Origin of the sequence: Streptomyces sp. NPDC052496, from assembly GCF_040679095.1 — a bacterium.
In the GTDB taxonomy this organism is placed as follows: Bacteria; Actinomycetota; Actinomycetes; order Streptomycetales; family Streptomycetaceae; genus Streptomyces.
Genome location: NZ_JBFAUH010000008.1, coordinates 85,602 through 108,118 on the forward strand (window position 1 = coordinate 85,602; position 22,517 = coordinate 108,118).

Below are 22,517 nucleotides of genomic sequence, written 5' to 3' on the forward strand. Positions count from 1 at the left end.
TATGCCCGCCTGCGAAGGGACGCCCGGTGACCGAGAACGCCGACCTCCAGTCCGTACTCGACCGTGCCGCGGCAGGCGGGCGGATCACGCCCGAGGAAGCGCTCGACCTGTACCGTTCCGCGCCGCTGCACGCGCTGGGCGCCGCGGCCGACGCGGTGCGCCGCCGCCGCTACGCCGGTACGGAGCACATCGCGACGTACATCATCGAGCGCAACATCAACTACACCAACGTGTGCGTGACGGCCTGCAAGTTCTGCGCGTTCTACGCGGCGCCCAAGGACACCGCCAAGGGCTGGACCCGCGACCTCGACGACATCCTGCGCCGCTGCGCGGAGACCGTCGAGCTGGGCGGCACCCAGATCATGTTCCAGGGCGGCCACCACCCGGACTACGGCGTCGAGTACTACGAAGAGCACTTCTCCGCGATCAAGAAGGCGTTCCCGCAGCTGGTCATCCACTCCCTCGGCGCCTCCGAGGTCGAGCACATGGCCCGGATCTCCAAGACCACCGTCGAGGACGCCATCCGCCGGATCCACGCCGCGGGCCTGGACTCCTTCGCGGGCGCCGGCGCCGAGCTGCTGCCGGAGCGCCCGCGCAAGGCCATCGCGCCGCTGAAGGAGTCCGGCGAGCGCTGGCTGGAGATCATGGAGACGGCGCACCAGCTGGGCGTCGAGTCCACCTCCACGATGCTCATGGGTACGGGCGAGACCAACGCCGAGCGCATCGAGCACCTGCGCATGATCCGCGACGTGCAGGACCGTACGGGCGGCTTCCGCGCCTTCATCCCGTACACCTACCAGCCCGAGAACAACCACCTCAAGGGCCGCACCCAGGCGACGATCTTCGAGTACCTGCGGATGATCGCCATCGCCCGGATCTTCCTCGACAACGTCGCCCACATCCAGGGCTCCTGGCTGACCACCGGCAAGGAGATCGGCCAGCTGTCGCTGCACTACGGCGCGGACGACCTCGGCTCGATCATGCTGGAGGAGAACGTGGTCTCCTCCGCCGGTGCCAAGCACCGCTCGAACCGCCAGGAGATCATCGACCTGATCCGCAAGGCGGGCCGCGTCCCGGCGCAGCGCGCGACCACGTACGAGCACCTGGTCGTGCACGACGACCCGGCCAACGACCCGGCCGACGAGCGCGTGGCCTCGCACATCTCCTCGACGGCCATCGAGGGCGGCACGGCGCACCCCGAGCTGAAGCTCGTCGACGCCAACTGAGCCCCGGCCGAGACTCCCCGGTGAGCCCCGCGTGCTGACGATCCACCGCGTGCACGGTGTCCGCCGCGCCCCCGACGGCGCCGCGGATCCCGGGCACGCGGTCGTCGTCTCCGGCGACCGCATCGAGGCCATCGGCCCGTACGAGGAGCTGTACGAGCGGTACGGCGAACGCGCCCGCGTACGCGACTGGAACGGCGTCTTGACCCCGGGACGCCACGAATCCGGCGGCGCCGCGCTGCTCGAATCCGCCTATCACCCCGACCCGCGCGAGGCCGACGACCTGGGCACCGCCCCGCTCACCGGCGACACCCTCACCGCCCTCGGCATGACCGACACCCGCTGGGGCGCGAGCGCCCGCCGGGGCGTGCAGCGGCTCCTGGCCACCGGCACGACATCGATCGCGGGCCCCTTCACCCGTCCCGCCGTCCGCACCGCGGTCGCCCGCTCCGGCCTGCGCGACCACCCCGGCCCGCGGCCCCTCGTCCCCGGCGCCCCGGCCGATTTCGCGGTCTTCGCGGAGGACGGCCGCTGCCTGGTCACGGTGCTGGGCGGGCGGCTGGTGTACCGGGGGCGCTGAGCGTCAACCCCGTCAACGTCAAGAAGCCCGTCCATTACTTCGAGTGACGGTACTGTCGTATTCAGAACCGTGATCCGCACTCGCGTGCACACTCGCGTCCATGGGAGCAGTGATGAGCACTGACCGGCGGCTGGAGAAGGCGACTCCGGAGACCTGGATGAACCCGCCCGGGGGGCGGTGGGCATACGACCAGGTGAAGCATCTGGAGCTCCCCTTCGACTGGGAACTCGTGGACGGAGTGATCGTGGTTCGGGGGATGGCCAATTGGTGGCACGACGAAGTCCGGGACGAGCTGCGAGACTGCTTCAAATCGGCCGTGCCCGACCCGGACCACGGGGTCAACGTCGAGCGCTGCGTCATGCTGGACGACTTCATCGTGACCAAGCCTGATGTCGTGATCTACGACAGGCGTGGCCTCGACCTCTTCACCATGGACTGCACACCGGCCGCCAACGTGAGACTCGCGGTGGAAGTGGTGTCGCCCGGCTCGGCGGTCGACGACCGGGTTCGCAAGCCGGCGCTCTACGCAGCGGCGGGAGTGCCGTACTTCTGGCGCGTGGAGCGGGGTGCCGACAATTGCCCCGAGGTGCACGAGTACTGGCTGCACTCCGGCACGGGCGACTACGTGTCGGCCCCCGAGCACCCTTGCCACAAGGGAAAGCTGGAGACCGATCGCCCCTTCCCGATCGGCATCGACCTGATGAGTGTCGTCGGCTTCTGACCCCGTCAGAATCCCGTGAAGGCGCCCGCGTCCTGCGTCAGGACCCCGTCAATGCAACCGGAACTCCCACTTCCACCCGGCAGGATCTTTTCCGCGGGGACGGCCCATTCGGTCGCTCACGATGCCATGCACACGACACAGCACCGCTGGACCGCCCGGATGTTCTGAGGGGGGCATCGGGCCGTCCCCGTCCAAAGCCTTCCGGAGCCGTAGGGAACAATGGCCGGGTGACCCGAGCCTCTCTGGACAAGCAGCCGCAGGACGTCGCCGCGATGTTCGACGACGTGGCGGCGCGCTACGACCTCACCAACGACGTGCTCTCCCTCGGGCAGGCGCGACTGTGGCGCAAGGAGGTGGAGCGGGCCGTCGCCGCGCGCCCCGCCGAGCGCGTGCTCGACCTCGCCGCCGGTACGGGCACCTCCTCGCTGCCCTTCACCCGCACCGGCGCGTACGTCGTCCCGTGCGACTTCTCCGTCGGCATGCTGGGCGAGGGCAAGAAGCGCCGCCCTTGGATGCCGTTCGTGGCCGGCGACGGGATGCAACTGCCCTTCGCGGACGGCGTGTTCGACGCCGTCACCATCTCCTTCGGGCTGCGCAACGTGCAGGACACGGACGCCGCCCTGCGCGAGCTGTACCGGGTCACCAAGCCCGGCGGCCGGGTCGTCATCTGCGAGTTCAGCGAGCCGACGTGGGCCCCGTTCCGTACGGTCTACACCGAGTACCTGATGCGGGCGCTGCCGCCCGTCGCCCGCGCGGTGAGCAGCAACCCGGACGCGTACGTGTACCTCGCCGAGTCCATCCGCTCCTGGCCCAACCAGCCGGCGCTGGCGGCGCGCCTCCAGCAGGCCGGCTGGTCGCGGGTGGCCTGGCGCAACCTGACGGGCGGCATCGTCGCCCTGCACCGGGGGACGAAGCCGGGGGCATGACGGGCGCGTGACAGGCGCGGGGGCCGCCCGATTCCATGGCCCCCGCCGGCAGCACCGACTCACAGCTCCAGCCGGAAGCAGTACCCCTCCCGCCCGGACACCGGCGTACGGAACGTCTCCGCATGCCGCATCCCGAGCCGCCGCGTCACCGCGACGGACCGCTCGTTCCCGGCCGCCACCATCGCGACGACGCTCCGTACCCCCGCCGCCCGTACGGCTTCCAGCGCGGCGCGGGCCGCCCGGGTCGCGTACCCCCGGCCCCAGTACGCCCGCCCCAGCCGCCAGCCGATCTCGATCTCGCCGACCGGCCCCCAGTCGTGCGGCCAGGGCTGCGCGCCCGTGAGGCCCAGGACGGCGCCGGCCGCCGGTCCTTCCGTGGCGACCATCGAGTACAGGCAGAATCCGTGCTCGGCGTGGTGCCTGCGCTGCCTTGCGGTCAGCTCCTGGTAGACGGAGAGTTCGGCCGTGGCACCGCCGTGGAACTCCATCACCTCGGGATGGTCGAACACCTGGTGCCAGTGCCACGCGTCCTCCTCGGTCGGCACCCGCAGCGTGAATCCCGTTCCGGACGGTGTCCGTGGTGCTTGCAGTGGCTCGTGCATCAACCGACCAACCCTTCAGATTCCGATCATCCGCGCCCCCATAGACTGACGGGGCCCAGTGCCGGTCGGCACCCAGATATCGACTTCCGGGAGATCCCGCCGTGACCGAGTCCGCGACTGAGTCCGTGAGCGAGTCCGTGACCACCCCCCGCTCCGAGTACACCGCGGACGTCATCGTCGTCGGGGCCGGTCCCGCCGGCTCGGCGACCGCGTACCACCTCGCCAAGTCCGGCCTGGACGTCCTCCTCCTGGAGAAGACCGCCTTCCCGCGCGAGAAGGTCTGCGGCGACGGCCTGACGCCGCGCGCCACCAAGCAGCTGATCTCCATGGGGATCGACATCTCCGAAGAGGCGGGCTGGCTGCGCAACAAGGGCCTGCGCATCATCGGCGGCGGCACCCGCCTCCAGCTCGACTGGCCGGAGCTGGCCTCGTTCCCGGACTACGGCCTGGTCCGCAAGCGCGACGACTTCGACGAGCAGCTCGCGCGCCAGGCGCAGAAGGCCGGCGCGCGCCTGTACGAGCGCTGCAACGTCGGCGCGCCGGTCATCAACGACCTGACCGGCCGCATCGAGGGCGTCGAGGCCAAGCTGGGCGAGGAGAAGACGCCGGTCACCTTCCACGCCCCGCTCGTCGTCGCCGCGGACGGCAACTCCACCCGCCTCTCGCTGGCGATGGGCCTGCACCGCCGCGAGGACCGCCCGATGGGCGTCGCGGTCCGTACGTACTTCACCTCGCCCCGCCACGACGACGATTACCTCGAATCCTGGCTGGAGCTGTGGGACCGCCGCGGCGCGGAGGACCGCCTGCTGCCCGGCTACGGCTGGATCTTCGGCATGGGCGACGGCACGAGCAACGTCGGTCTCGGCGTCCTGAACACGTCCTCCTCCTTCAAGGAGCTGGACTGGCGCGAGATCCTCAAGGCCTGGTGCGCCTCCATGCCCGCCGACTGGGGCTACACGCCGGAGAACATGACCGGCCCGATCCGCGGTGCCGCCCTCCCCATGGCCTTCAACCGCCAGCCGCACTACACCAAGGGCCTGCTGCTCGTCGGTGACGCGGGCGGCCTGGTCAACCCGTTCAACGGCGAGGGCATCGCGTACGCCATGGAGTCCGGCTCCATCGCCGCGGAGGTCATCGTCCAGGCGCACGCCCGTTCCACGTACGCCCAGCGCGAGCTGGCCCTCCAGCGCTACCCGAAGATCCTCAAGGACACCTACGGCGGTTACTACTCCCTGGGCCGCGCCTTCGTGAAGCTCATCGGCAACCCGAAGGTCATGAAGATCGCCACCCAGCGCGGCCTCACCCACCCGATGCTCATGCGCTTCACCCTCAAGATGCTCGCCAACCTCACCGACCCCACGGGCGGCGACGCGATGGACCGCATCATCAACGGGCTGAGCAAGGTGGCCCCGAAGGCGTAGCGCGGGCCCGTCGTGGGGCGGCAGCGTATGGCCGCCCCCCGGAGGTGCATGCTGCCGGGCTGCCTCGCTGCATCGAACGATGTAGTCGCTTCTCGTCGTCGCGGACGAAGAACCGGGATCTTCCTGCCCTGACCATAGGTGGGAAAGCGAGCACCGGGGGAGGGAGGCGGCGTGGCGGAGACAGTGGGGACTGCGCCGGGGACGGCGGGAACGGCCGGCGGGGCCGGTGTGCCGGAGGCGCCGGGGGGCAGTGGCGCGGATGGTGTGGTGGGGGTGGGGCCGGCCGGGCGGTTGGCGTTGTTGGATGTGCTGCGCGGGGTGGCGATCCTGGGGACGCTGATGACCAACGTCTGGATCTTCGCGGCGCCGGGCGCGGAGTGGGGCGTGGTCAGCGGGAACCTCACCGCCGCGTCGTTCGGTGCCTCGTGGGCCGGGGCCGTGGAAGGAGCCTTCCGGTTCGTCGCGGACGGCAAGTTCCTGTCGATGCTGACGATTCTGTTCGGCGTCGGACTCGCCATCCAGTTCCAGTCCGCCGCCAAGCGCGGCCGCACGTGGCCCGGCCGCTACAAGTGGCGGGCCCTGTTCCTCTTCGCCGAGGGAACGGTGCATTTCGTCCTCGTCTTCGCGTGGGACGTGCTGATGGGGTACGCGGTCGTCGCCCTCCTGGTGGCCTGGCAGCTGACGCGTACCGCGCGCACGCGGCGGGTGCTGATGTGGGTGGCGGGCGGGGTGCACCTGGTGCTGTTGGGGCTGCTGACGGTTGCCGCTGCGGCCGGGAGCGCCGGGGGCGGGGGCGGGGCGGGCTCCGGGGGTGCCGGCGCGCGGGTCGTCGCGTTGTACGCGGAGGGGAGTTACGCGGAGCAGATCGCTTTCCGTCTGCAGAACGCGATCGCGCTGCGCCTGGAACCCGTCATCTCCTTTGCACTGCTCGTCTTTCTCTTTCATCTCGGCGTACGGCTGTACCGGGCGGGCGCCTTCCGCCCGGACGCGGACGGGCGGCGCATCCGGCGCCGGATGTGCGGCTGGGGCCTGGGTGTCGGCGTCCCGCTCAACGTCGCCGCGGTGGCGGCCGGGGCGGACTGGGCCCTGGTGGCCCGGTACGGGGCCGCACCCGTCGTCGCCGTCGGCTACCTGGGCCTCGTCGGCCTGATCGTCGACCGTGTGCGCAGGCCGGGCCCGCTGACCGCCGGGCTCACCGCGATCGGCCGCACGGCCCTGTCCTGCTACGTCCTCCAGAACGCGCTGTGCGTGCTGGCCTGTTACGGCATCGGCCTGGGCCTGGCCGCGCGGTGGGCGGACGCGGGGCCGTGGTGGGTGATCGGCCTGTGGGCGACGGTGTGCCTGGTGCTGTTCACCGGGGCGCGGCTGTGGCTGCGGCGCTTCTCGTACGGGCCGCTGGAGTCCGTCCAGAAGCGGCTGCTCCGGTCCTGAGGCGGACGGGTGCCTGGAGGTTGCGCAGTGCGGCCGGCCGGGGCGCCGCCGCCGTCCACGTCTCGGCCGTACGGCAGCGGGGGCAGCGGACCAGGGACGTGGACGAGGCCGGCCGGTCTTGGGAGGAGGCGGGTGGATCCGCGAAGGGGAGGCCGCAGAACTGGCAGTCCCGCGTCATGGCGCCCGCGGGCGCGCGCACCGGCTGTTCGGCGGGCCGGACGGGAAGGGGCGGCGGCAGCCACTCGGTCAGGCGGTGCTCCAGGAGCGCGGCCGGGCGGAAGATGGCGCCGGCGGGAAGGGCCGAGGTGAGCGTACGGACGACGTGTGCCGGGGGGACGCCACGGTCCAGCCAGGCCGAGACGGCCGGGGCCAGGCGGAGCACATCGCGTACGGAGAGCGTCAGCCGCGCGTCGACGAGCCGCAGGCCGGAGAGGAGGTCGGTGACCGGGGTGGGGGTGAAGGTGGGAGGTGCCGCCGGGGCTTTGGGGGCTTTGGGGCCCTTGGTGGTTTTGGGCGGCTTGGGGGCCGCGGGTGCCTTGGGGGCTTCGGGTGCGGTCTGTGGGGGCTCGGGGGTGTCCACAGGCTGTGGGCGGGGCGCGGGGGCGGGCGCGGCCGGCGGCTCCGGGGGGAGCGGCGGTGCCGGTACGGGAGTCGATTCCGGTACCGGTACGGGCGTCGCATCCAGCACCGGTACGGGCGTGGCCACCGGCATCGGTACGGGCACGGGCGCCGCCACCGGCACCCGTACGGGCGCCGCTTTCCGTACGGCCGTCGCCGCCGGCACGGACGGGAGCAGCCGGTCGTCCGGGTGCTCGTAGAACGTGGTCACCGTGATGATGCGCTGGCCCTCGATGCGCACCTTCTCCCGGACCAGGTAGCCCGCCGCCTCCAGCTCCCGGAGAGCGCGCGCGATCATGTACTCGCTCTCCTTGAAGATCTCGGCGAGCTTCCGGGCGCTGACGGAGGCGCCGTCGGGCATGGCCTGGATGCGTACGGCGTAGCCGCAGGCGGAGGAGGAGATCTGCGTGTTCAGAGGGAGATGCGTGCCGACGGTCAGGTACTCGATGTCGTAGTGGTGCCGGACGTGGAACACCCCGGAGGGCGGACGTGTCGGAACGGCAGCGGTGGGGCAGAGGCGCGCGTTAGACTCGGGTCGAGTCATGGGGAAGGTCCTGCTTCCTCTTGATGAGGTCATGAGGAAGGGGCTTCTTCCTCTGACAGGCCCTCGGCAATGGGATTGCACTCCCGCCGGGGGCCGTTTTTTTGGACTGTGGCGCGAACGTACAGCCTCTCGGCCCCCGCAAGCGAGCCCGTCACCTGATCAGGTGACAAACCGAAAATGGGGGCAGGGGGGAAGGTTGGTCAGTTCTCCCCCCCCGGTTCTTAAATAAAGGCACGGGGCGCACCGCGTCGCGGCTCACCGGGTCGTGGAAATCCGCGACCCGGTGACCAGCAGGGGCTTCGGGCGTTATGTGGAGCGGCGGCGCGGGCCGTTGAGGAGCTGGGATCCCGCGGGGCAGGGAACCGTGGCGTAGATCCTGTTCATCTGACCCTGGAGCTGCGCCCGGCGCTGGGAGGTCGCCCGGGGGCTGTGGGCCTCCTCGTACAGGGCCCGGCTCTTCCGCTGCGCGGCCCGGCTCTTCGGGGTGTGGAACTGGAGCTCGTACGGATGACCGGAATTGTTCGCCCGCCAGGCGGTGTTGATGCCTTTGTAACCGCGCGGGCGGGCCCAGGTGTTGGACCAGCGGAGATTGTCGTTCTTCCAGACTTCCAGCAGTTTGGTGGTGTCCTTGACGCCCTTGACGTAGGACTTGTCCGGCCACTGGAGGATGTAGCGGACGGAGTCGTTGATCCTGCCCAGGGCCTCGTCCGCGGTCATGGTGGGATTGCCCTGCATGGTGCGGGCCACCGCGCGCTTGACCGAATCCGGCGACCTCAGACGGTTGTCGAAACCGACCATGGTGGCGTTGGTCCTGCGCGCGATGCTGCGGACCTGGGGGCTGATGGTGCGTTCGGCTTTTTTGGCGCGGGCGAGAAAGACATTGACCTTGCGCAGGTCGGCGGCGTCGATGTAGAGCCCTTCCCAGCTCCAGCCGTGGTCCTTCTTCAGCTGCTTCTTCTGGGCCGGGGGCTTCTTGGCGGGCGGCCGCTTGGCGGGCGGGCGCTTGGCCGGGGGCCGCTTCGCCGCCGGGGGCCGCTGTGCCGAAGGGTCCTGGGCCGACGGCTTCTTGGCAGAAGGCTTTTTCGTGCTGGGCTTCTTCGTGCTGGGCTTCTTCGCGGCCTGCTTCTTGGGCGCGGTCTGGCACGGGGGACAGCCCGGCGGCCTCTTGGTGGTCTGCTTGCGCGCGGCCTGCTTCTTGGGGCGCGGCTTCTTCGCGGCTTGCTTCTTCGCCGCCTGCTTCTCGGCGGCCTGCTTCCTCGCGGCTTCCCGCTCGGCGGCTTGTTTCCGGGCAGCCTCCCGTTCGGCGGCCTGTTTCCTGGCGGCCTCCCGCTCGGCCGCCTGCTTCTTCGCTGCCTGCTTCTTCGCGGCCTGCTTCTTGGCAGCTTGCTTTTTTGCCGCCTGCTTCTTGGCGGCCTGCTTCTTCGCCGCCTGCTTGTCGGCGGACGGTGCGGGACAGGTAGGGGCGGGCTTCTGCTGCGGTTCGGCCGGCGGGCAGGCAGGCTCGGTGGCATGGACCGGGCCCAGGCTGAGAGTGGAGGCAAGTGCGGTCGCCGTCACCGTCCAGGCGACAGCCCTAAAGATATGGGCACGGTGGATTTTCATATAAGTAAGTGCTTCCTCTCGTCAGCCGCCGTCCGGTGCCGGAGAAATGAGGATGCGGGCATTGCGGGGCGGAAGGGATGAGTACGGCGAGAGGTACAACTGGGACAGAGTCGTTACGGTAGTTGTGCCGAACGGGCGTCTCTTCATCGAATGGACGACGGCCGCTTATCCGATGATGGGGCGCCATATCAGGAATTACCCGAGATGCGCCGGAACTTTGCGCGCGCAACGCACGAGGGCCGCCGTTCCCGAGCGGTGGGAACGGCGGCCCTCGGCCGTGCGTGGGGGGGCGACCTACAGGACGCGGACCGCGCCGGTCGGCTGGCTGTAGCTCAGCGGCTTCTCCACGATGCCGGTGCTGGAGTTCTGGGCACCGATGAAGTTGCCGTTACCGGAGTAGACGGCGACGTGGTACGCGCTGCCCGCGCTGCCCCAGTACAGGATGTCTCCGACCTGGAGGTTGTCCAGGCCCACCTGGCGCCCGGTGGTGGACTGCGGCTGCGAGGTGCGCGGCAGGTCGATGTTGATGGTGCGGTACGCGGCCTGCACCAGGCTGGAGCAGTCGTACGCGGACGGGCCCGAGGCGCCGAGCACGTAGGACTTGCCGATCTGCGCGCGCAGGAAGCTGATCAGGGAGGCGGTGCTGCCGGTCGCGCCGGAGACGGGGGAGTCCGCGGACGCGGCGGACAGGGAGCGCAGCGAGGTGCGCTCGGAGGAGCGGGAGGCGCGCTCCTGGTCGGCCTTCTCCTTGGCCTTGCGGGCCTCTTCGGCCTTCTTCTCGGCCGCGGCCTTGCGGTCGGCCTCGTCCTTGGCCTTGGTGGCGGCCTCGGTGGCTTCGGCGGTGGCGGTGTCCTGCGCGGCCTGGCGCTCGTAGTCCAGCGCCATCTGCTGGGCGGTGTCCGCGCTCTTGGCCAGGCTGGTCGCCAGTGCCGACGTGATGGTCGGCATTTCCTGGGTCTCGGAGACGGGCTTCTCCGCGGCGCCGGCGGGCATGCTCGCGCCGGTCACCGCCAGGGTGATGATGCCACCGGTGACCCCTGCGCGCAGTGCCCGCGAGGACGCGGAACGGCGGGGCTTCCGGTGGCTGGGTATGACTGCGTTCGGGGACATGGCACCACGGCTATCAGGAGCCACAGGTTGCTGCCAACAAAGGTGGTGTGCACCACACTTGACGCGTACGCGATGAATAAAAGGGACTTTTCGCCGGACGGTGGCCGGGCGGCGGGCGGTCCGAATCTCGTGATCATGTTCTTACGCATGGCATTTACGGGCCGATGCGCGCCCGGAGGGCGCTTATCACCTACTGATCCGCCGCGCCAAGGCTTCCCGAAGGTCAAGCATTCAAGACGGCAAGCCGCGTGGGATAGGTCACTCGTGAGTGCCCGTTATGTTCCCGTGATGCCGCAGGGGTGGGTGTGCTCGTGAACGTGAGCACGTACCGGCGATCACGGGACGGTCACGACGGTCTCGGGACGGTCACGGCGATCTCGGATCGGTCACGCCGGCCGGCCGCCGACCGGCCTCCGCCAGCGGGCCGTGCGGCCCTAGCAGTTGACGGAGCGCTACGCCAATTTGCTTGCATCCCCCACCTCTTGATAGCGGCGACCCCACGCTGACCAGGGGCAACGCTGCAAAATGTCACCTCCAGTGATCATCCGCGTGCTTCCCGTACGAAGATCGACGCTCATCCGACCACATGACCGGGCGTCAGGTGGTGGAGATCACAAAGGCGTTGTCGCACCCCGTGTCGCAGATCACAGACCAGCGGGCATAAGATGCAGGCGGCTCGGGCTTGTGAACTGCCTCACATAGGCGCGATCTTCGTGGGGCCGGTACGCGGGACCGGGCGGACCGCCATCCAGTCATCGTCGACTGAAGGGAGCGAGGACGGTGAACGCTTACGCGCCCATCCTCGTACTGGGAGCCCTCGGGGCAGGCTTTGCGATCTTCTCTGTCGTGATGGCCACGCTCGTCGGACCCAAGCGCTACAACCGGGCGAAGCTAGAGGCGTACGAATGCGGAATCGAGCCCACGCCGCAGCCGGCCGGCGGCGGTCGATTTCCGATCAAGTACTACCTCACGGCGATGCTCTTCATCATTTTCGATATCGAGATCGTCTTCCTCTACCCCTGGGCCGTCACCTTCGACGCGCTCGGGCTTTTCGGGCTCGTGGAGATGCTCCTCTTCGCGCTCACCGTCTTCGTCGCCTACGCCTACGTATGGCGTCGGGGCGGCCTGGAATGGGACTAGGGGCCATCAATGGGACTTGAAGAGAAGCTGCCGAGCGGCTTTCTGCTTTCCACCGTCGAACAGGCCGCGGGCTGGGTGCGCAAGTCATCGGTCTTCCCCGCCACCTTCGGCCTCGCCTGCTGCGCCATCGAGATGATGACGACCGGCGCCGGGCGCTACGACCTCGCCCGCTTCGGCATGGAGGTCTTCCGCGGCTCACCGCGCCAGGCGGACCTGATGATCGTGGCCGGCCGGGTCAGCCAGAAGATGGCGCCCGTACTGCGGCAGGTCTACGACCAGATGCCGAACCCGAAATGGGTCATCTCGATGGGTGTCTGCGCCTCGTCGGGCGGGATGTTCAACAACTACGCGATCGTCCAGGGCGTCGACCACATCGTCCCGGTGGACATCTACCTGCCCGGCTGCCCGCCGCGCCCCGAAATGCTGATGGACGCCATCCTCAAGCTGCACCAGAAGATCCAGAGCTCCAAGCTCGGGGTCAACCAGCGGCAGGCGGCCCGCGAGGCGGAGGAAGCGGCGCTCAAGGCGCTCCCGACGATCGAGATGAAGGGGCTGCTGCGGTGAGCGACGGCACCAAGGGAACGGGCGGCACCAAGGGGCCCGGCGGCAACGGTGGCACCGACGGCACTGGCGGTGTCAACGGCGACGGCGGGACCGGGGCGGCCAAGGGGCCCGACGGGGTCAACCCCGACCAGGACCTGAACGCGCAGAACCTCCCCGGCCAGCGCGGCGACCACGGCGAGGTGATCGGCACCCGCCGCGGCATGTTCGGCGCGAGCGGCGCAGGCGACACCTCCGGGTACGGCGGGCTCGTACGGACCGTACGGATGCCGGGCGCCTCGTCCCGCCCGTACGGCGGCTGGTTCGACGAGGTCGCGGACGAGCTGGAAGGCGCGCTGGACGAGCAGGGGCTGGTCCCCGAGAACGTCATCGAGAAGACGGTCGTCGACCGCGGTGAGCTGACCTTCCACATCGAGCGGGAGTTCCTGCCGGCCGTCGCGAAGACCCTGCGCGACGACCCGGCGCTCCGCTTCGAACTGTGCACCGGCGTCAGCGGGGTGCACTTCCCCGGCGACAAGGGCCGCGAGCTGCACGCCGTCTACCACCTGCGCTCGATCACCCACAACCGGCTGATCCGCCTGGAGGTCTCCGCGCCGGACGCCGACCCGCACGTGCCGTCCCTCGTGAGCGTCTACCCGACCAACGACTGGCACGAGGGCGAGACGTACGACTTCTTCGGCCTGGTCTTCGACGGCCACCCGGCGCTCACCCGGATCATGATGCCGGACGACTGGCAGGGCTTCCCGCAGCGCAAGGACTACCCGCTCGGCGGCATCCCCGTCGAGTACAAGGGCGCCCAGATCCCGGCTCCCGACCAGCGGAGGTCGTACACCTGATGTCCACCAGCCATGCGACCCCTCGGGAGACGACCGAGGGCACCGTCTACACGGTCACCGGCGGCGACTGGGACGAGATCGCGGCCGCCGCGGCCCGCGCCGACGACGAGCGGATCGTCGTCAACATGGGCCCCCAGCACCCGTCCACGCACGGCGTGCTGCGGCTGATCCTGGAGATCGACGGGGAGACCGTCACCGAGGCCCGCTGCGGCATCGGCTACCTGCACACGGGGATCGAGAAGAACCTCGAATTCCGTACCTGGACGCAGGGCACCACCTTCGTCACCCGGATGGACTACCTGACGCCGTTCTTCAACGAGACGGCCTACTGCCTGGCCGTCGAGAAGCTGCTCGGCATCACCGACGACGTACCGGAACGGGCCTCCGTCATCCGCGTGATGCTGATGGAGCTGAACCGGCTCTCCTCCCACCTGGTGGCCATCGCCACCGGCGGCATGGAGCTGGGCGCCACCACGATCATGATCTACGGGTTCCGGGACCGCGAGCTGATCCTGGACATCTACGAGCTGATCACCGGCCTGCGGATGAACCACGCGTACATCCGGCCCGGCGGGCTCGCCCAGGACCTGCCGCCCGGCGCGGTCGACCAGGTGCGCGAGTTCGTGAAGAAGATGCGCAAGAACCTGGCCGAGTACGACAAGCTCGCCACCGGCAACCCGGTCTTCAAGGGCCGCATGCAGGACATCGGCTACCTCGACCTGGCCGGCTGCCTGGCCACCGGCGCCACCGGACCGGTGCTGCGCTCCGCCGGGCTCCCGCACGACCTGCGCAAGACCCAGCCGTACTGCGGCTACGAGCACTACGACTTCGAGGTGCCGACCGCCGACACCTGTGACTCCTACGGGCGCTTCCTGATCCGCCTGGAGGAGATGCGCCAGTCGCTGCGCATCGTCGAACAGTGCCTGGACCGGCTGGCCCCGGGCCCGGTGATGGTCGGCGACAAGAAGATCGCCTGGCCCGCCCAGCTGGCCATGGGCCCGGACGGGCTCGGCAACTCGCTCGACCACATCAAAAAAATCATGGGGACCTCGATGGAGGCCCTGATCCACCACTTCAAGCTGGTGACGGAAGGCTTCCGGGTGCCGCCCGGCCAGGCGTACGCGGCCGTGGAGTCCCCCAAGGGCGAGCTGGGCGTGCACGCCGTCAGCGACGGCGGCACCCGCCCCTACCGGGTGCACTTCCGCGACCCGTCCTTCACCAACCTCCAGGCCATGGCGGCGATGTGCGAAGGCGGCCAGGTGGCCGACGTCATCGTCGCCGTCGCGTCCATCGACCCCGTGATGGGAGGCGTCGACCGGTGACAGACGTCAGTTTGGGGATGCCGCAGCTCCCCGCCCCCGACTATCCCGCCGAGGTCAGGGCCCGGCTCGAAGCGGACGCCAAGGAGGTGATCGCCCGCTACCCGGGCGCGCGCTCCGCGCTGCTGCCGCTGCTGCACCTCGTCCAGGCGGAGGAGGGCCACGTCACCCGTACCGGCGTCCGGTTCTGCGCGGAGCTGCTGGACCTGACGACGGCGGAGGTCACGGCGGTCGCCACCTTCTACTCGATGTACCGGCGCGGGCCCGGCGGCGACTACCAGGTCGGGGTGTGCACCAACACCCTGTGCGCGGTGATGGGCGGCGACGCGATCTTCGAGACGCTCCAGCAGCACCTGGGCGTCGGCAACGGCGGGACCACCGAGGACGGCAAGGTCACGCTGGAGCACATCGAGTGCAACGCGGCCTGCGACTTCGCGCCCGTCGTGATGGTCAACTGGGAGTTCTTCGACAACCAGACGCCGGACAGCGCCAAGCAGCTCGTGGACGACCTGCGGGCAGGCCGGACCGTCGCGCCGACCCGGGGCGCGCCGCTGTGCACGTACAAGGAAACGGCCCGCATCCTCGCCGGGTTCCCCGACCAGCGGCCCGGCGCGGTCGAGGCCACCGGCGGGGCCGGGCCCGCCTCGCTGGTGGGGCTGCGGCTGGCCAAGGGCGAGGCCGTACCGGGCGCGGGCTCCGCCGACCACGTCGTACCGCAGCGGGGCGCGGGCCCCGCCGAGGGCGAGCACGCCGGGCGGGCACCGGGCGAGGCACCGGCCACCCACCCCAGCTCGCACGACGCGCCGCGCGACACCTCGGCCTCCGACCCTTCGCACCCCGCTGGACCCACCGCCGAGGAGGGGGAGTGATGACCGTGGCCGCCGAGGTCAGCAAGGCCAACCCGGAAAAGCTGCTCGCGCCCGTACTGTCCGCCTTCTGGGACCAGCCGGACTCCTGGACGCTGGAGACCTACCTGCGGCACGAGGGCTACGAGGGCATGCGCAAGGCCCTCGCGATGCCGCCGGACGACGTGATCGCGTACGTCAAGGACGCCGGGCTGCGCGGCCGCGGCGGCGCCGGTTTCCCCACCGGAATGAAGTGGCAGTTCATCCCGCAGGGTGACGGCAAGCCGCACTACCTCGTCGTCAACGCCGACGAGTCGGAGCCGGGCACCTGCAAGGACATCCCGCTGCTCTTCGCCAATCCGCACTCCCTGATCGAGGGCATCGTCATCGCGTGTCACGCGATCCGGTCGCACCACGCCTTCATCTACCTGCGCGGTGAAGTCGTGCCCGTCCTGCGGCGGTTGCACGAGGCCGTCCGGGAGGCCTACGAGGCGGGCTATCTCGGCCGCGACATCCTCGGCTCGGGCCTGGACCTGGACGTCGTCGTGCACGCGGGCGCGGGCGCGTACATCTGCGGCGAGGAGACCGCGCTGCTGGACTCCCTGGAGGGCCGTCGCGGACAGCCCCGGCTGCGTCCTCCCTTCCCGGCGGTGGCGGGCCTGTACGCCTGCCCCACTGTCGTCAACAACGTCGAGTCCATCGCCTCGGTTCCCGCCATCATGAACAAGGGCAAGGACTGGTTCAGGACGATGGGCAGCGAGAAGTCCCCGGGCTTCACGCTGTACTCGCTCAGCGGCCATGTCGCCAACCCCGGCCAGTACGAGGCCCCGCTGGGCATCACGCTGCGCCAGCTCCTCGACATGAGCGGCGGGATGCGCCCTGGCCACCGGCTGAAGTTCTGGACGCCCGGCGGCTCCTCCACGCCGATGTTCACCGACGAGCACCTCGACGTGCCGCTGGACTACGAAGGCGTCGGCGCCGCCGGCTCGATGCTCGGCACCAAGGCGCTCCAGTGCTTCGACGAGACCACCTGCGTCGTACGGGCCGTCACCCGCTGGACCGAGTTCTACGCGCACGAGTCCTGCGGCAAGTGCACGCCCTGCCGTGAGGGCACCTACTGGCTCGTCCAGCTGCTGCGCGACATCGAGGCCGGCAAGGGCCGGATGAGCGACCTCGACAAGCTCAACGACATCGCCGACAACATCAACGGCAAGTCCTTCTGCGCGCTCGGCGACGGCGCCGCCTCGCCCATCTTCTCCTCGCTGAAGTACTTCCGCGCCGAGTACGAGCAGCACATCACCGGCAAGGGCTGCCCGTTCGACCCCGCCAGGTCGACCGCCTGGGCCGACACCGACGCTCACTTGGGGGTGAACGCATGACCGTCACCAGCGACGCCCCCACCGGGGCCGGCGGGGCGGCCGTACCGCCCGAAGACCTCGTCACGCTGACGATCGACGGCATCGAGATCTCCGTCCCCAAGGGGACGCTGGTCATCCGGGCCGCCGAACTCCTCGGCATCGAGATCCCGCGCTTCTGCGACCACCCGCTGCTCGACCCCGCAGGCGCCTGCCGCCAGTGCATCGTGGAGGTGGAGGGCCAGCGCAAGCCGATGGCCTCCTGCACCATCACCTGCACCGACGGCATGGTGGTCAAGTCGCAGCTCACCTCGCCCGTCGCCGAGAAGGCGCAGCGCGGCGTGATGGAGCTGCTGCTGATCAACCACCCGCTGGACTGCCCGGTCTGCGACAAGGGCGGCGAGTGCCCGCTCCAGAACCAGGCGATGTCCGCCGGACAGGCCGACACCCGCTTCGAGGGCAGGAAGCGCACCTTCGCCAAGCCGGTGCCGATCTCGACGCAGGTGCTGCTGGACCGCGAACGGTGCGTGCTGTGCGCGCGCTGCACCCGCTTCTCCAACCAGGTGGCGGGCGACCCGATGATCGAACTGATCGAGCGGGGCGCGCTCCAGCAGGTCGGCACGGGCGAGGGCGACCCGTTCGAGTCGTACTTCTCCGGCAACACCATCCAGATCTGCCCGGTCGGCGCGCTCACCTCGGCCGCGTACCGCTTCCGGTCGCGCCCCTTCGACCTGGTGTCCTCGCCGAGCGTCTGCGAACACTGCGCGGGCGGCTGCGCGACCCGTACGGACCACCGCCGCGGCAAGGTCATGCGGCGGCTCGCGGCCGAGGACCCCGAGGTCAACGAGGAGTGGGTCTGCGACAAGGGACGCTTCGCCTTCCGGTACGCGCAGCAGCGCGACCGGCTGGAGCACCCGATGGTGCGGGACGCGGAGACCGGCGAACTGGTCACGGCGAGCTGGCCGGAGGCCCTGGAGGCGGCGGCGCGCGGGCTGGGTGCCGCCAGGGGGCGGACCGGCGTGCTGACCGGCGGCCGGCTGACCGTCGAGGACGCGTACGCCTACGCCAAGTTCGCGCGGGTCGCCCTCGACACCAACGACATCGACTTCCGGGCCCGGGCGCACAGCGCCGAGGAGGCCGACTTCCTGGCGGCGCGGGTCGCCGGGCGGGGGCGTGACCTGGACGGTGCCGGATCCGTCACGTACACCGACCTGGAGAAGGCGCCGGCCGTCCTCCTCGCCGGGATCGAGGCGGAGGAGGAGGCGCCCGGCGTCTTCCTGCGGCTGCGCAAGGCCCACCGCAAGCGCGGCCAGCGCACCTTCGGGCTCGCGCCCTACGCGACGCGCGGCCTGGTCAAGGCGGGCGGCACGCTGCTGCCCGCCGCGCCCGGCACGGAGACGGAGTGGCTGGACGCGCTGGCCGGCGGCGTCGGACTGGAAGGCGGGGGGCAGGCCGCCGCGGAAGCGCTGCGCGGCGCGGGAGCGGTGATCGTCGTCGGTGAGCGGCTGGCCGCGGTGCCGGGCGCGCTGACGGCGGCCGTACGGGCCGCCGCCGCGACCGGGGCCCGGCTGGTGTGGATTCCCCGGCGGGCCGGTGAGCGCGGTGCCGTCGAGGCGGGCGCGCTGCCCGGGCTGCTGCCGGGCGGCCGCCCGGCGACCGACCCGCGCGCCCGCGACGAGGTCGCCGCCGCCTGGGGCGTCGCCGGTCTGCCGCAGCGGCACGGCCGCGACACCGGCCAGATCGTGGCCGCCGCGGCCGCCGGGGAACTGAGCGCCCTCCTGGTGGCGGGCGTCGACCCGGCGGACCTGCCGGACCCGGCGCGGGCCCTGGAGGCACTCGACTCGGTGGGCTTCCTGGTGAGCCTGGAGCAGCGGCCCTCGGCCGTCACGGAACGCGCGGACGTCGTCCTGCCGGTCGCCGCGGTCGTCGAGAAGTCCGGGACCTTCCTCAACTGGGAGGGCCGGGCCCGGCCGTTCGAGGCCGCGCTCAAACCGGACCAGCTGACCCGGCGCCACCTGCTCCCGGACACCCGGGTGCTGCACATGCTCGCCGACGCGATGGACGTCCGCCTGGCGCTGCCCGACGTACGGGCGGTACGGCGCGAGCTGGCCGCCCTGGGGACGTGGGGCGGCACGTACGCCGCCGACCCGGTGGAGACCGGGCGCGCACTGCCCCGGCCGGAGCCCGGCGAGGCCGTGCTGGCCGGCCACCGGCTGCTGCTCGACCAGGGGCGGATGCAGGACGGCGACGAGGCGCTGGCTGGTACGCGGCACGCGGCCGTGGCCCGGATGTCGGCGGCCACCGCCGAGGAGACCGGCGTCAAGGACGGCGACCTGCTGGCGGTCACCGGGCCCGCCGGGTCCGTACGGCTGCCGCTGGCGGTCACTCCGATGCCCGACCGGGTGGTGTGGCTGCCGATGAACTCGGTGGGCGGCGGGGTCACCGCCGATACGGGCGCGCGGCCCGGGGAGTTGGTGAAGGTCGCGCCGGCGGCCGGGGCCGGTGAGCCGTCCGGTACGCCCGGTACGGCGGCCGGACCGGTCGAGGAGGTGGACGCGTGATGCAGCACCTGGCGCTGTCCGGCAGCGCGCTGGCCCAGGAAGACCTGTCGATGTTCGGGCACGACCCGTGGTGGCTGGTCGTCGTCAAGGCGGTCTTCTGCTTCGCGTTCCTGATGCTGACCGTGCTCTTCTCGATCGTCTGGGAACGCAAGGTCGTCGCGTGGATGCAGCTGCGCATCGGCCCGAACCGGCACGGCCCCTGGGGCATGCTCCAGTCCCTCGCGGACGGCATCAAGCTGATGCTCAAGGAGGACCTGGTCGTCAAGCGGGCCGACAAGGCGGTGTACGTGCTCGCGCCGGTCGTGGCGGCCGTACCGGCCTTCATGGCCGTCGCGGTGATCCCCTTCGGACCGGCCGGGAACGAGATCTCGATCTTCGGCCAGCGCACCACGATGCAGCTCACCGACCTGCCGATCGGCGTGCTGTACATCCTGGCCACGGCCTCCGTCGGCATCTACGGCATCGTGCTGGCCGGCTGGTCGTCCGGCTCGACGTACCCGCTGCTCGGCGGCCTGCGCTCGTGCGCGCAGATGGTCTCCTACGAGATCGCGATGGGCCTGTCCTTCGCGGCGGTCTTCCTCTACAGCGGGTCGATGTCGACCTCGACGATCGTGGAGGCCCAGCACGACAGGTGGTACGTGCTGCTGCTGCCGGTCTCCTTCATCATCTACATCGTCGCCATGGTGGGCGAGACCAACCGCGCGCCGTTCGACATGCCGGAGTCCGAGGGCGACCTGGTCGGCGGCTTCAACACCGAGTACTCGTCGATCAAGTTCGCGATGTTCATGCTCGCCGAGTACATCAACATGGTGACCGTCTCGGCGGTCGCGGTGACGCTCTTCCTGGGCGGCTGGCGGGCCCCGTACCCGGTCAGCACGTTCTGGGAGGGCGCCAACCACGGCTGGTGGCCGCTGCTCTGGTTCGTCATCAAGGTGCAGCTGCTGCTGTTCTTCTTCATCTGGCTGCGCGGCACGCTGCCCCGCGTGCGCTACGACCAGTTCATGAAGCTGGGGTGGAAGGTCCTCATCCCGGTCTCGATGGTCTGGCTGATGCTCGTCGCGACCGTACGGGCCCTGAAGAACGAGGGCTACGACTTCCAGCAGATCGTGCTGTACGTCGCCGGAGCGGCCGTCGCCGTGCTGCTGATCTCGCTCGTCGCGGACTTCTTCCGGCGGGGCGAGAAGGAGGAGCCGGCCGAGGAGCCGGTGTTCGACCCGATGGCGGGCGGCTTCCCCGTACCGCCACTGCCCGGACAGACCCTGCCACCCGTGCCCCGGCGACGGCCTCGCCGTGACCGGGAGCTGATTGTCAGTGGCGGGGTGGACACTGTCAGTGACCGAACCGACAAGGACGGAAAGGGGGGCGACGGTGCCTGACTTCCAGAACCCCGTGGCCGGCTTCGGCGTGACCTTCAAGGCCATGTTCAAGAAGCGGCTGACCGAGCAGTATCCGGAGGAGAAGAAACCGACGGCGCCGCGCTTCCACGGCCGCCACCAGCTCAACCGGCACCCGGACGGGCTGGAGAAGTGCGTCGGCTGCGAGCTGTGCGCCTGGGCCTGCCCGGCCGACGCGATCTACGTCGAGGGCGCCGACAACACGGACGAGGAGCGCTACAGCCCCGGCGAGCGCTACGGCCGCGTCTACCAGATCAACTACCTGCGCTGCATCCTGTGCGGCCTGTGCGTGGAGGCGTGCCCCACCCGCGCGCTGACCATGACCAACGAGTACGAACTCGCCGACCGGACCCGCGAATCGCTCATCTACACCAAGGAAGAGCTGCTCGCGGGGCTGGAGGACACGATGGTCGACTCCCCACACGCCATCTACCCCGGGATGACGGAGAAGGACTACTACCGCGGCCTGGTGACCGAGGCCGCGCCGGGCACGGTGCGGCAGGTGGCCGTGTCCAAGGGCGAGACGGCCGGGGGCGAGGGCGGCACGGACACTGCGGCGCCCCAGGAGGCCGCGTCCACCTTCGGACCCGACGAGCCCGCGGCCCGGGAGGTGACCCGGTGACGACGACCTCTCTGGCCGCCGCGGCGTCCACCGGCGAGGCGGTGCAGTTCTGGATCCTCGGTACCGTCGCGGTGCTCGGCGCGCTGTGCACGATCCTGCTCAAGCGCGCCGTGCACAGCGCCCTGTCGCTGGCCGGCACCATGATCATCCTTGCGGTGTTCTACCTCGCCAACGGCGCGTACTTCCTCGGCATCGTGCAGATCGTCGTCTACACCGGCGCGATCATGATGCTGTTCCTCTTCGTGGTCATGCTGGTCGGCGTCACGGCGGCCGACTCCCTCAAGGAGACGCTCAAGGGCCAGCGCTGGCTGGCCGCCGCCTGCGGACTCGGCTTCGGCATCCTGCTCGTCGCCGGCCTCGGCAACGCCTCGCTCCGGCACTTCAACGGGCTCGGTGAGGCCAACGCCGGGGGCAATGTGCAGGGCCTGGCGGCGCTGATCTTCACCAAGTACGTCTTCGCCTTCGAGGTCACCGGCGCGCTGCTGATCACGGCGGCGGTCGGCGCGATGGTCCTGACGCACCGGGAGCGCACGGAGCGCGCGAAGACCCAGCGCGAGCAGTCGGAGCAGCGGATCAAGGACGGCACGCACGTGGTGCCGCTCCCCGCCCCCGGCGTCTACGCCCGGCACAACGCCGTGGACGTCCCCGGCCTGCTCCCCGACGGCACCCCGTCCGAGCTGACCGTCAACGCCACGCTGCGCGAGCGCGGCCAGATCCGTGACGTCTCCGGCGAGTCGCTGGAGGAACTGAAGGCGCTGGAGCAGCGCTCCGAAGAGTGGCTGGGCCGCAGCGAGGAGGCGAAGCGATGAACCCGGTCAACTACCTCTACCTCGCCGCCCTGTTGTTCACCATCGGCGCGGCCGGGGTGCTGATCAGGCGGAACGCCATCGTGGTGTTCATGTGCATCGAGCTGATGCTCAACGCCTGCAACCTCGCCTTCGTGGTGTTCTCGCGGATGCACGGAAACCTGGACGGCCAGATCATCGCGTTCTTCACGATGGTCGTCGCCGCGGCCGAGGTCGTGGTGGGCCTGGCGATCATCGTGTCCATCTTCCGCACCCGCCACACGGCCTCGGTCGACGACGCCAGCCTGATGAAGCTGTAAG

Annotated in this window: 21 protein-coding genes; 17 read left to right on the plus strand and 4 right to left on the minus strand. The window is 70.4% G+C overall.

From position 1 onward, the window contains the following. The first annotated feature begins 26 nt into the window (after positions 1-26). From mqnC to AB0L45_RS13325, 4 genes are all read left to right on the plus strand, one after another. The gene (gene mqnC, locus AB0L45_RS13310; RefSeq protein ID WP_365839193.1) at positions 27-1,226 is read left to right on the plus strand and encodes a cyclic dehypoxanthinyl futalosine synthase; all 1,200 of its coding nucleotides are present in this window, start codon (positions 27-29) and stop codon (positions 1,224-1,226) included. Between the two features lie 31 nt (positions 1,227-1,257). Further along, complete coding sequence (locus AB0L45_RS13315) at positions 1,258-1,803, plus strand: hypothetical protein (RefSeq protein ID WP_365839195.1); 546 nt, start codon at positions 1,258-1,260, stop codon at positions 1,801-1,803. Positions 1,804-1,903: 100 nt separating this feature from the next. Next, positions 1,904-2,524 carry a Uma2 family endonuclease gene (locus AB0L45_RS13320; RefSeq protein WP_365839197.1) on the plus strand — a complete coding sequence of 207 codons (621 nt, stop codon included), beginning with the start codon at positions 1,904-1,906 and terminating at the stop codon, positions 2,522-2,524. Between the two features lie 227 nt (positions 2,525-2,751). After that, a complete protein-coding gene (locus AB0L45_RS13325) occupies positions 2,752-3,450 on the plus strand; it encodes a demethylmenaquinone methyltransferase (RefSeq protein ID WP_365839199.1) in 699 nt (232 codons plus the stop codon). Between the two features lie 59 nt (positions 3,451-3,509). On the opposite strand, the gene AB0L45_RS13330 is transcribed toward AB0L45_RS13325, so the two are convergent. Continuing rightward, the gene (locus AB0L45_RS13330; RefSeq protein WP_365839201.1) at positions 3,510-4,052 is read right to left on the minus strand and encodes a GNAT family N-acetyltransferase; all 543 of its coding nucleotides are present in this window, start codon (positions 4,050-4,052) and stop codon (positions 3,510-3,512) included. 137 nt (positions 4,053-4,189) lie between these two features. Here AB0L45_RS13330 and AB0L45_RS13335 point away from each other — a divergent pair, with 137 nt between their 5' ends. Both AB0L45_RS13335 and AB0L45_RS13340 read left to right on the plus strand, forming a co-directional pair. Next, positions 4,190-5,473 carry a geranylgeranyl reductase family protein gene (locus AB0L45_RS13335; RefSeq protein WP_365839515.1) on the plus strand — a complete coding sequence of 428 codons (1,284 nt, stop codon included), beginning with the start codon at positions 4,190-4,192 and terminating at the stop codon, positions 5,471-5,473. 171 nt (positions 5,474-5,644) lie between these two features. Then, positions 5,645-6,904: a DUF418 domain-containing protein gene (locus AB0L45_RS13340; RefSeq protein WP_365839202.1), complete on the plus strand. Its 1,260-nt coding sequence runs from the start codon at positions 5,645-5,647 to the stop codon at positions 6,902-6,904. On the opposite strand, the gene AB0L45_RS13345 is transcribed toward AB0L45_RS13340, so the two are convergent. From AB0L45_RS13345 to AB0L45_RS13355, 3 genes are all read right to left on the minus strand, one after another. Then, positions 6,825-7,997, minus strand: a complete 1,173-nt coding sequence (locus tag AB0L45_RS13345) for a hypothetical protein (protein WP_365839204.1) — start codon at positions 7,995-7,997, stop codon at positions 6,825-6,827. The two genes, AB0L45_RS13340 and AB0L45_RS13345, sit on opposite strands and share 80 nt — an antisense overlap. Positions 7,998-8,372: 375 nt before the next feature. After that, positions 8,373-9,668, minus strand: a complete 1,296-nt coding sequence (locus tag AB0L45_RS13350) for a hypothetical protein (protein WP_365839206.1) — start codon at positions 9,666-9,668, stop codon at positions 8,373-8,375. Between the two features lie 294 nt (positions 9,669-9,962). Further along, entirely contained in the window at positions 9,963-10,778 is an 816-nt protein-coding gene (locus tag AB0L45_RS13355; RefSeq protein WP_365839208.1) for an NlpC/P60 family protein, read from the minus strand. Positions 10,779-11,558: 780 nt separating this feature from the next. Here AB0L45_RS13355 and AB0L45_RS13360 point away from each other — a divergent pair. From AB0L45_RS13360 to nuoK, 11 genes are all read left to right on the plus strand, one after another. Continuing rightward, positions 11,559-11,918: an NADH-quinone oxidoreductase subunit A gene (locus tag AB0L45_RS13360; protein WP_030022241.1), complete on the plus strand. Its 360-nt coding sequence runs from the start codon at positions 11,559-11,561 to the stop codon at positions 11,916-11,918. 9 nt (positions 11,919-11,927) lie between these two features. After that, positions 11,928-12,482: an NADH-quinone oxidoreductase subunit B family protein gene (locus AB0L45_RS13365; protein ID WP_003984245.1), complete on the plus strand. Its 555-nt coding sequence runs from the start codon at positions 11,928-11,930 to the stop codon at positions 12,480-12,482. A 134-nt stretch (positions 12,483-12,616) separates the two neighbouring features. Continuing rightward, positions 12,617-13,315, plus strand: coding sequence for an NADH-quinone oxidoreductase subunit C (locus tag AB0L45_RS13370; RefSeq protein ID WP_365839517.1), 699 nt, complete (start codon positions 12,617-12,619; stop codon positions 13,313-13,315). Beyond that, on the plus strand, positions 13,315-14,637 hold the full coding sequence (locus AB0L45_RS13375) for an NADH-quinone oxidoreductase subunit D (protein WP_365839210.1): 1,323 nt from the start codon (positions 13,315-13,317) through the stop codon (positions 14,635-14,637). The genes AB0L45_RS13370 and AB0L45_RS13375 overlap by 1 nt, the downstream gene beginning before the upstream one ends. A gap of 17 nt (positions 14,638-14,654) precedes the next feature. Then, positions 14,655-15,503 carry an NADH-quinone oxidoreductase subunit NuoE gene (gene nuoE / locus AB0L45_RS13380; RefSeq protein ID WP_365839519.1) on the plus strand — a complete coding sequence of 283 codons (849 nt, stop codon included), beginning with the start codon at positions 14,655-14,657 and terminating at the stop codon, positions 15,501-15,503. Beyond that, positions 15,500-16,858, plus strand: a complete 1,359-nt coding sequence (gene nuoF / locus AB0L45_RS13385; protein ID WP_365839212.1) for an NADH-quinone oxidoreductase subunit NuoF — start codon at positions 15,500-15,502, stop codon at positions 16,856-16,858. The genes nuoE and nuoF overlap by 4 nt, the downstream gene beginning before the upstream one ends. Then, positions 16,855-19,395: an NADH-quinone oxidoreductase subunit G gene (locus tag AB0L45_RS13390; protein WP_365839214.1), complete on the plus strand. Its 2,541-nt coding sequence runs from the start codon at positions 16,855-16,857 to the stop codon at positions 19,393-19,395. Before nuoF ends, AB0L45_RS13390 begins: the two co-directional genes overlap by 4 nt. Beyond that, the gene (gene nuoH, locus AB0L45_RS13395) at positions 19,395-20,771 is read left to right on the plus strand and encodes an NADH-quinone oxidoreductase subunit NuoH (protein WP_365839520.1); all 1,377 of its coding nucleotides are present in this window, start codon (positions 19,395-19,397) and stop codon (positions 20,769-20,771) included. The genes AB0L45_RS13390 and nuoH overlap by 1 nt, the downstream gene beginning before the upstream one ends. Then, on the plus strand, positions 20,764-21,411 hold the full coding sequence (gene nuoI, locus AB0L45_RS13400; protein ID WP_365839216.1) for an NADH-quinone oxidoreductase subunit NuoI: 648 nt from the start codon (positions 20,764-20,766) through the stop codon (positions 21,409-21,411). The genes nuoH and nuoI overlap by 8 nt, the downstream gene beginning before the upstream one ends. Then, positions 21,408-22,220, plus strand: coding sequence for an NADH-quinone oxidoreductase subunit J (locus AB0L45_RS13405; RefSeq protein ID WP_365839218.1), 813 nt, complete (start codon positions 21,408-21,410; stop codon positions 22,218-22,220). Before nuoI ends, AB0L45_RS13405 begins: the two co-directional genes overlap by 4 nt. Then, the gene (gene nuoK, locus AB0L45_RS13410; RefSeq protein ID WP_030022223.1) at positions 22,217-22,516 is read left to right on the plus strand and encodes an NADH-quinone oxidoreductase subunit NuoK; all 300 of its coding nucleotides are present in this window, start codon (positions 22,217-22,219) and stop codon (positions 22,514-22,516) included. Before AB0L45_RS13405 ends, nuoK begins: the two co-directional genes overlap by 4 nt. Position 22,517: the final 1 nt, after the last annotated feature.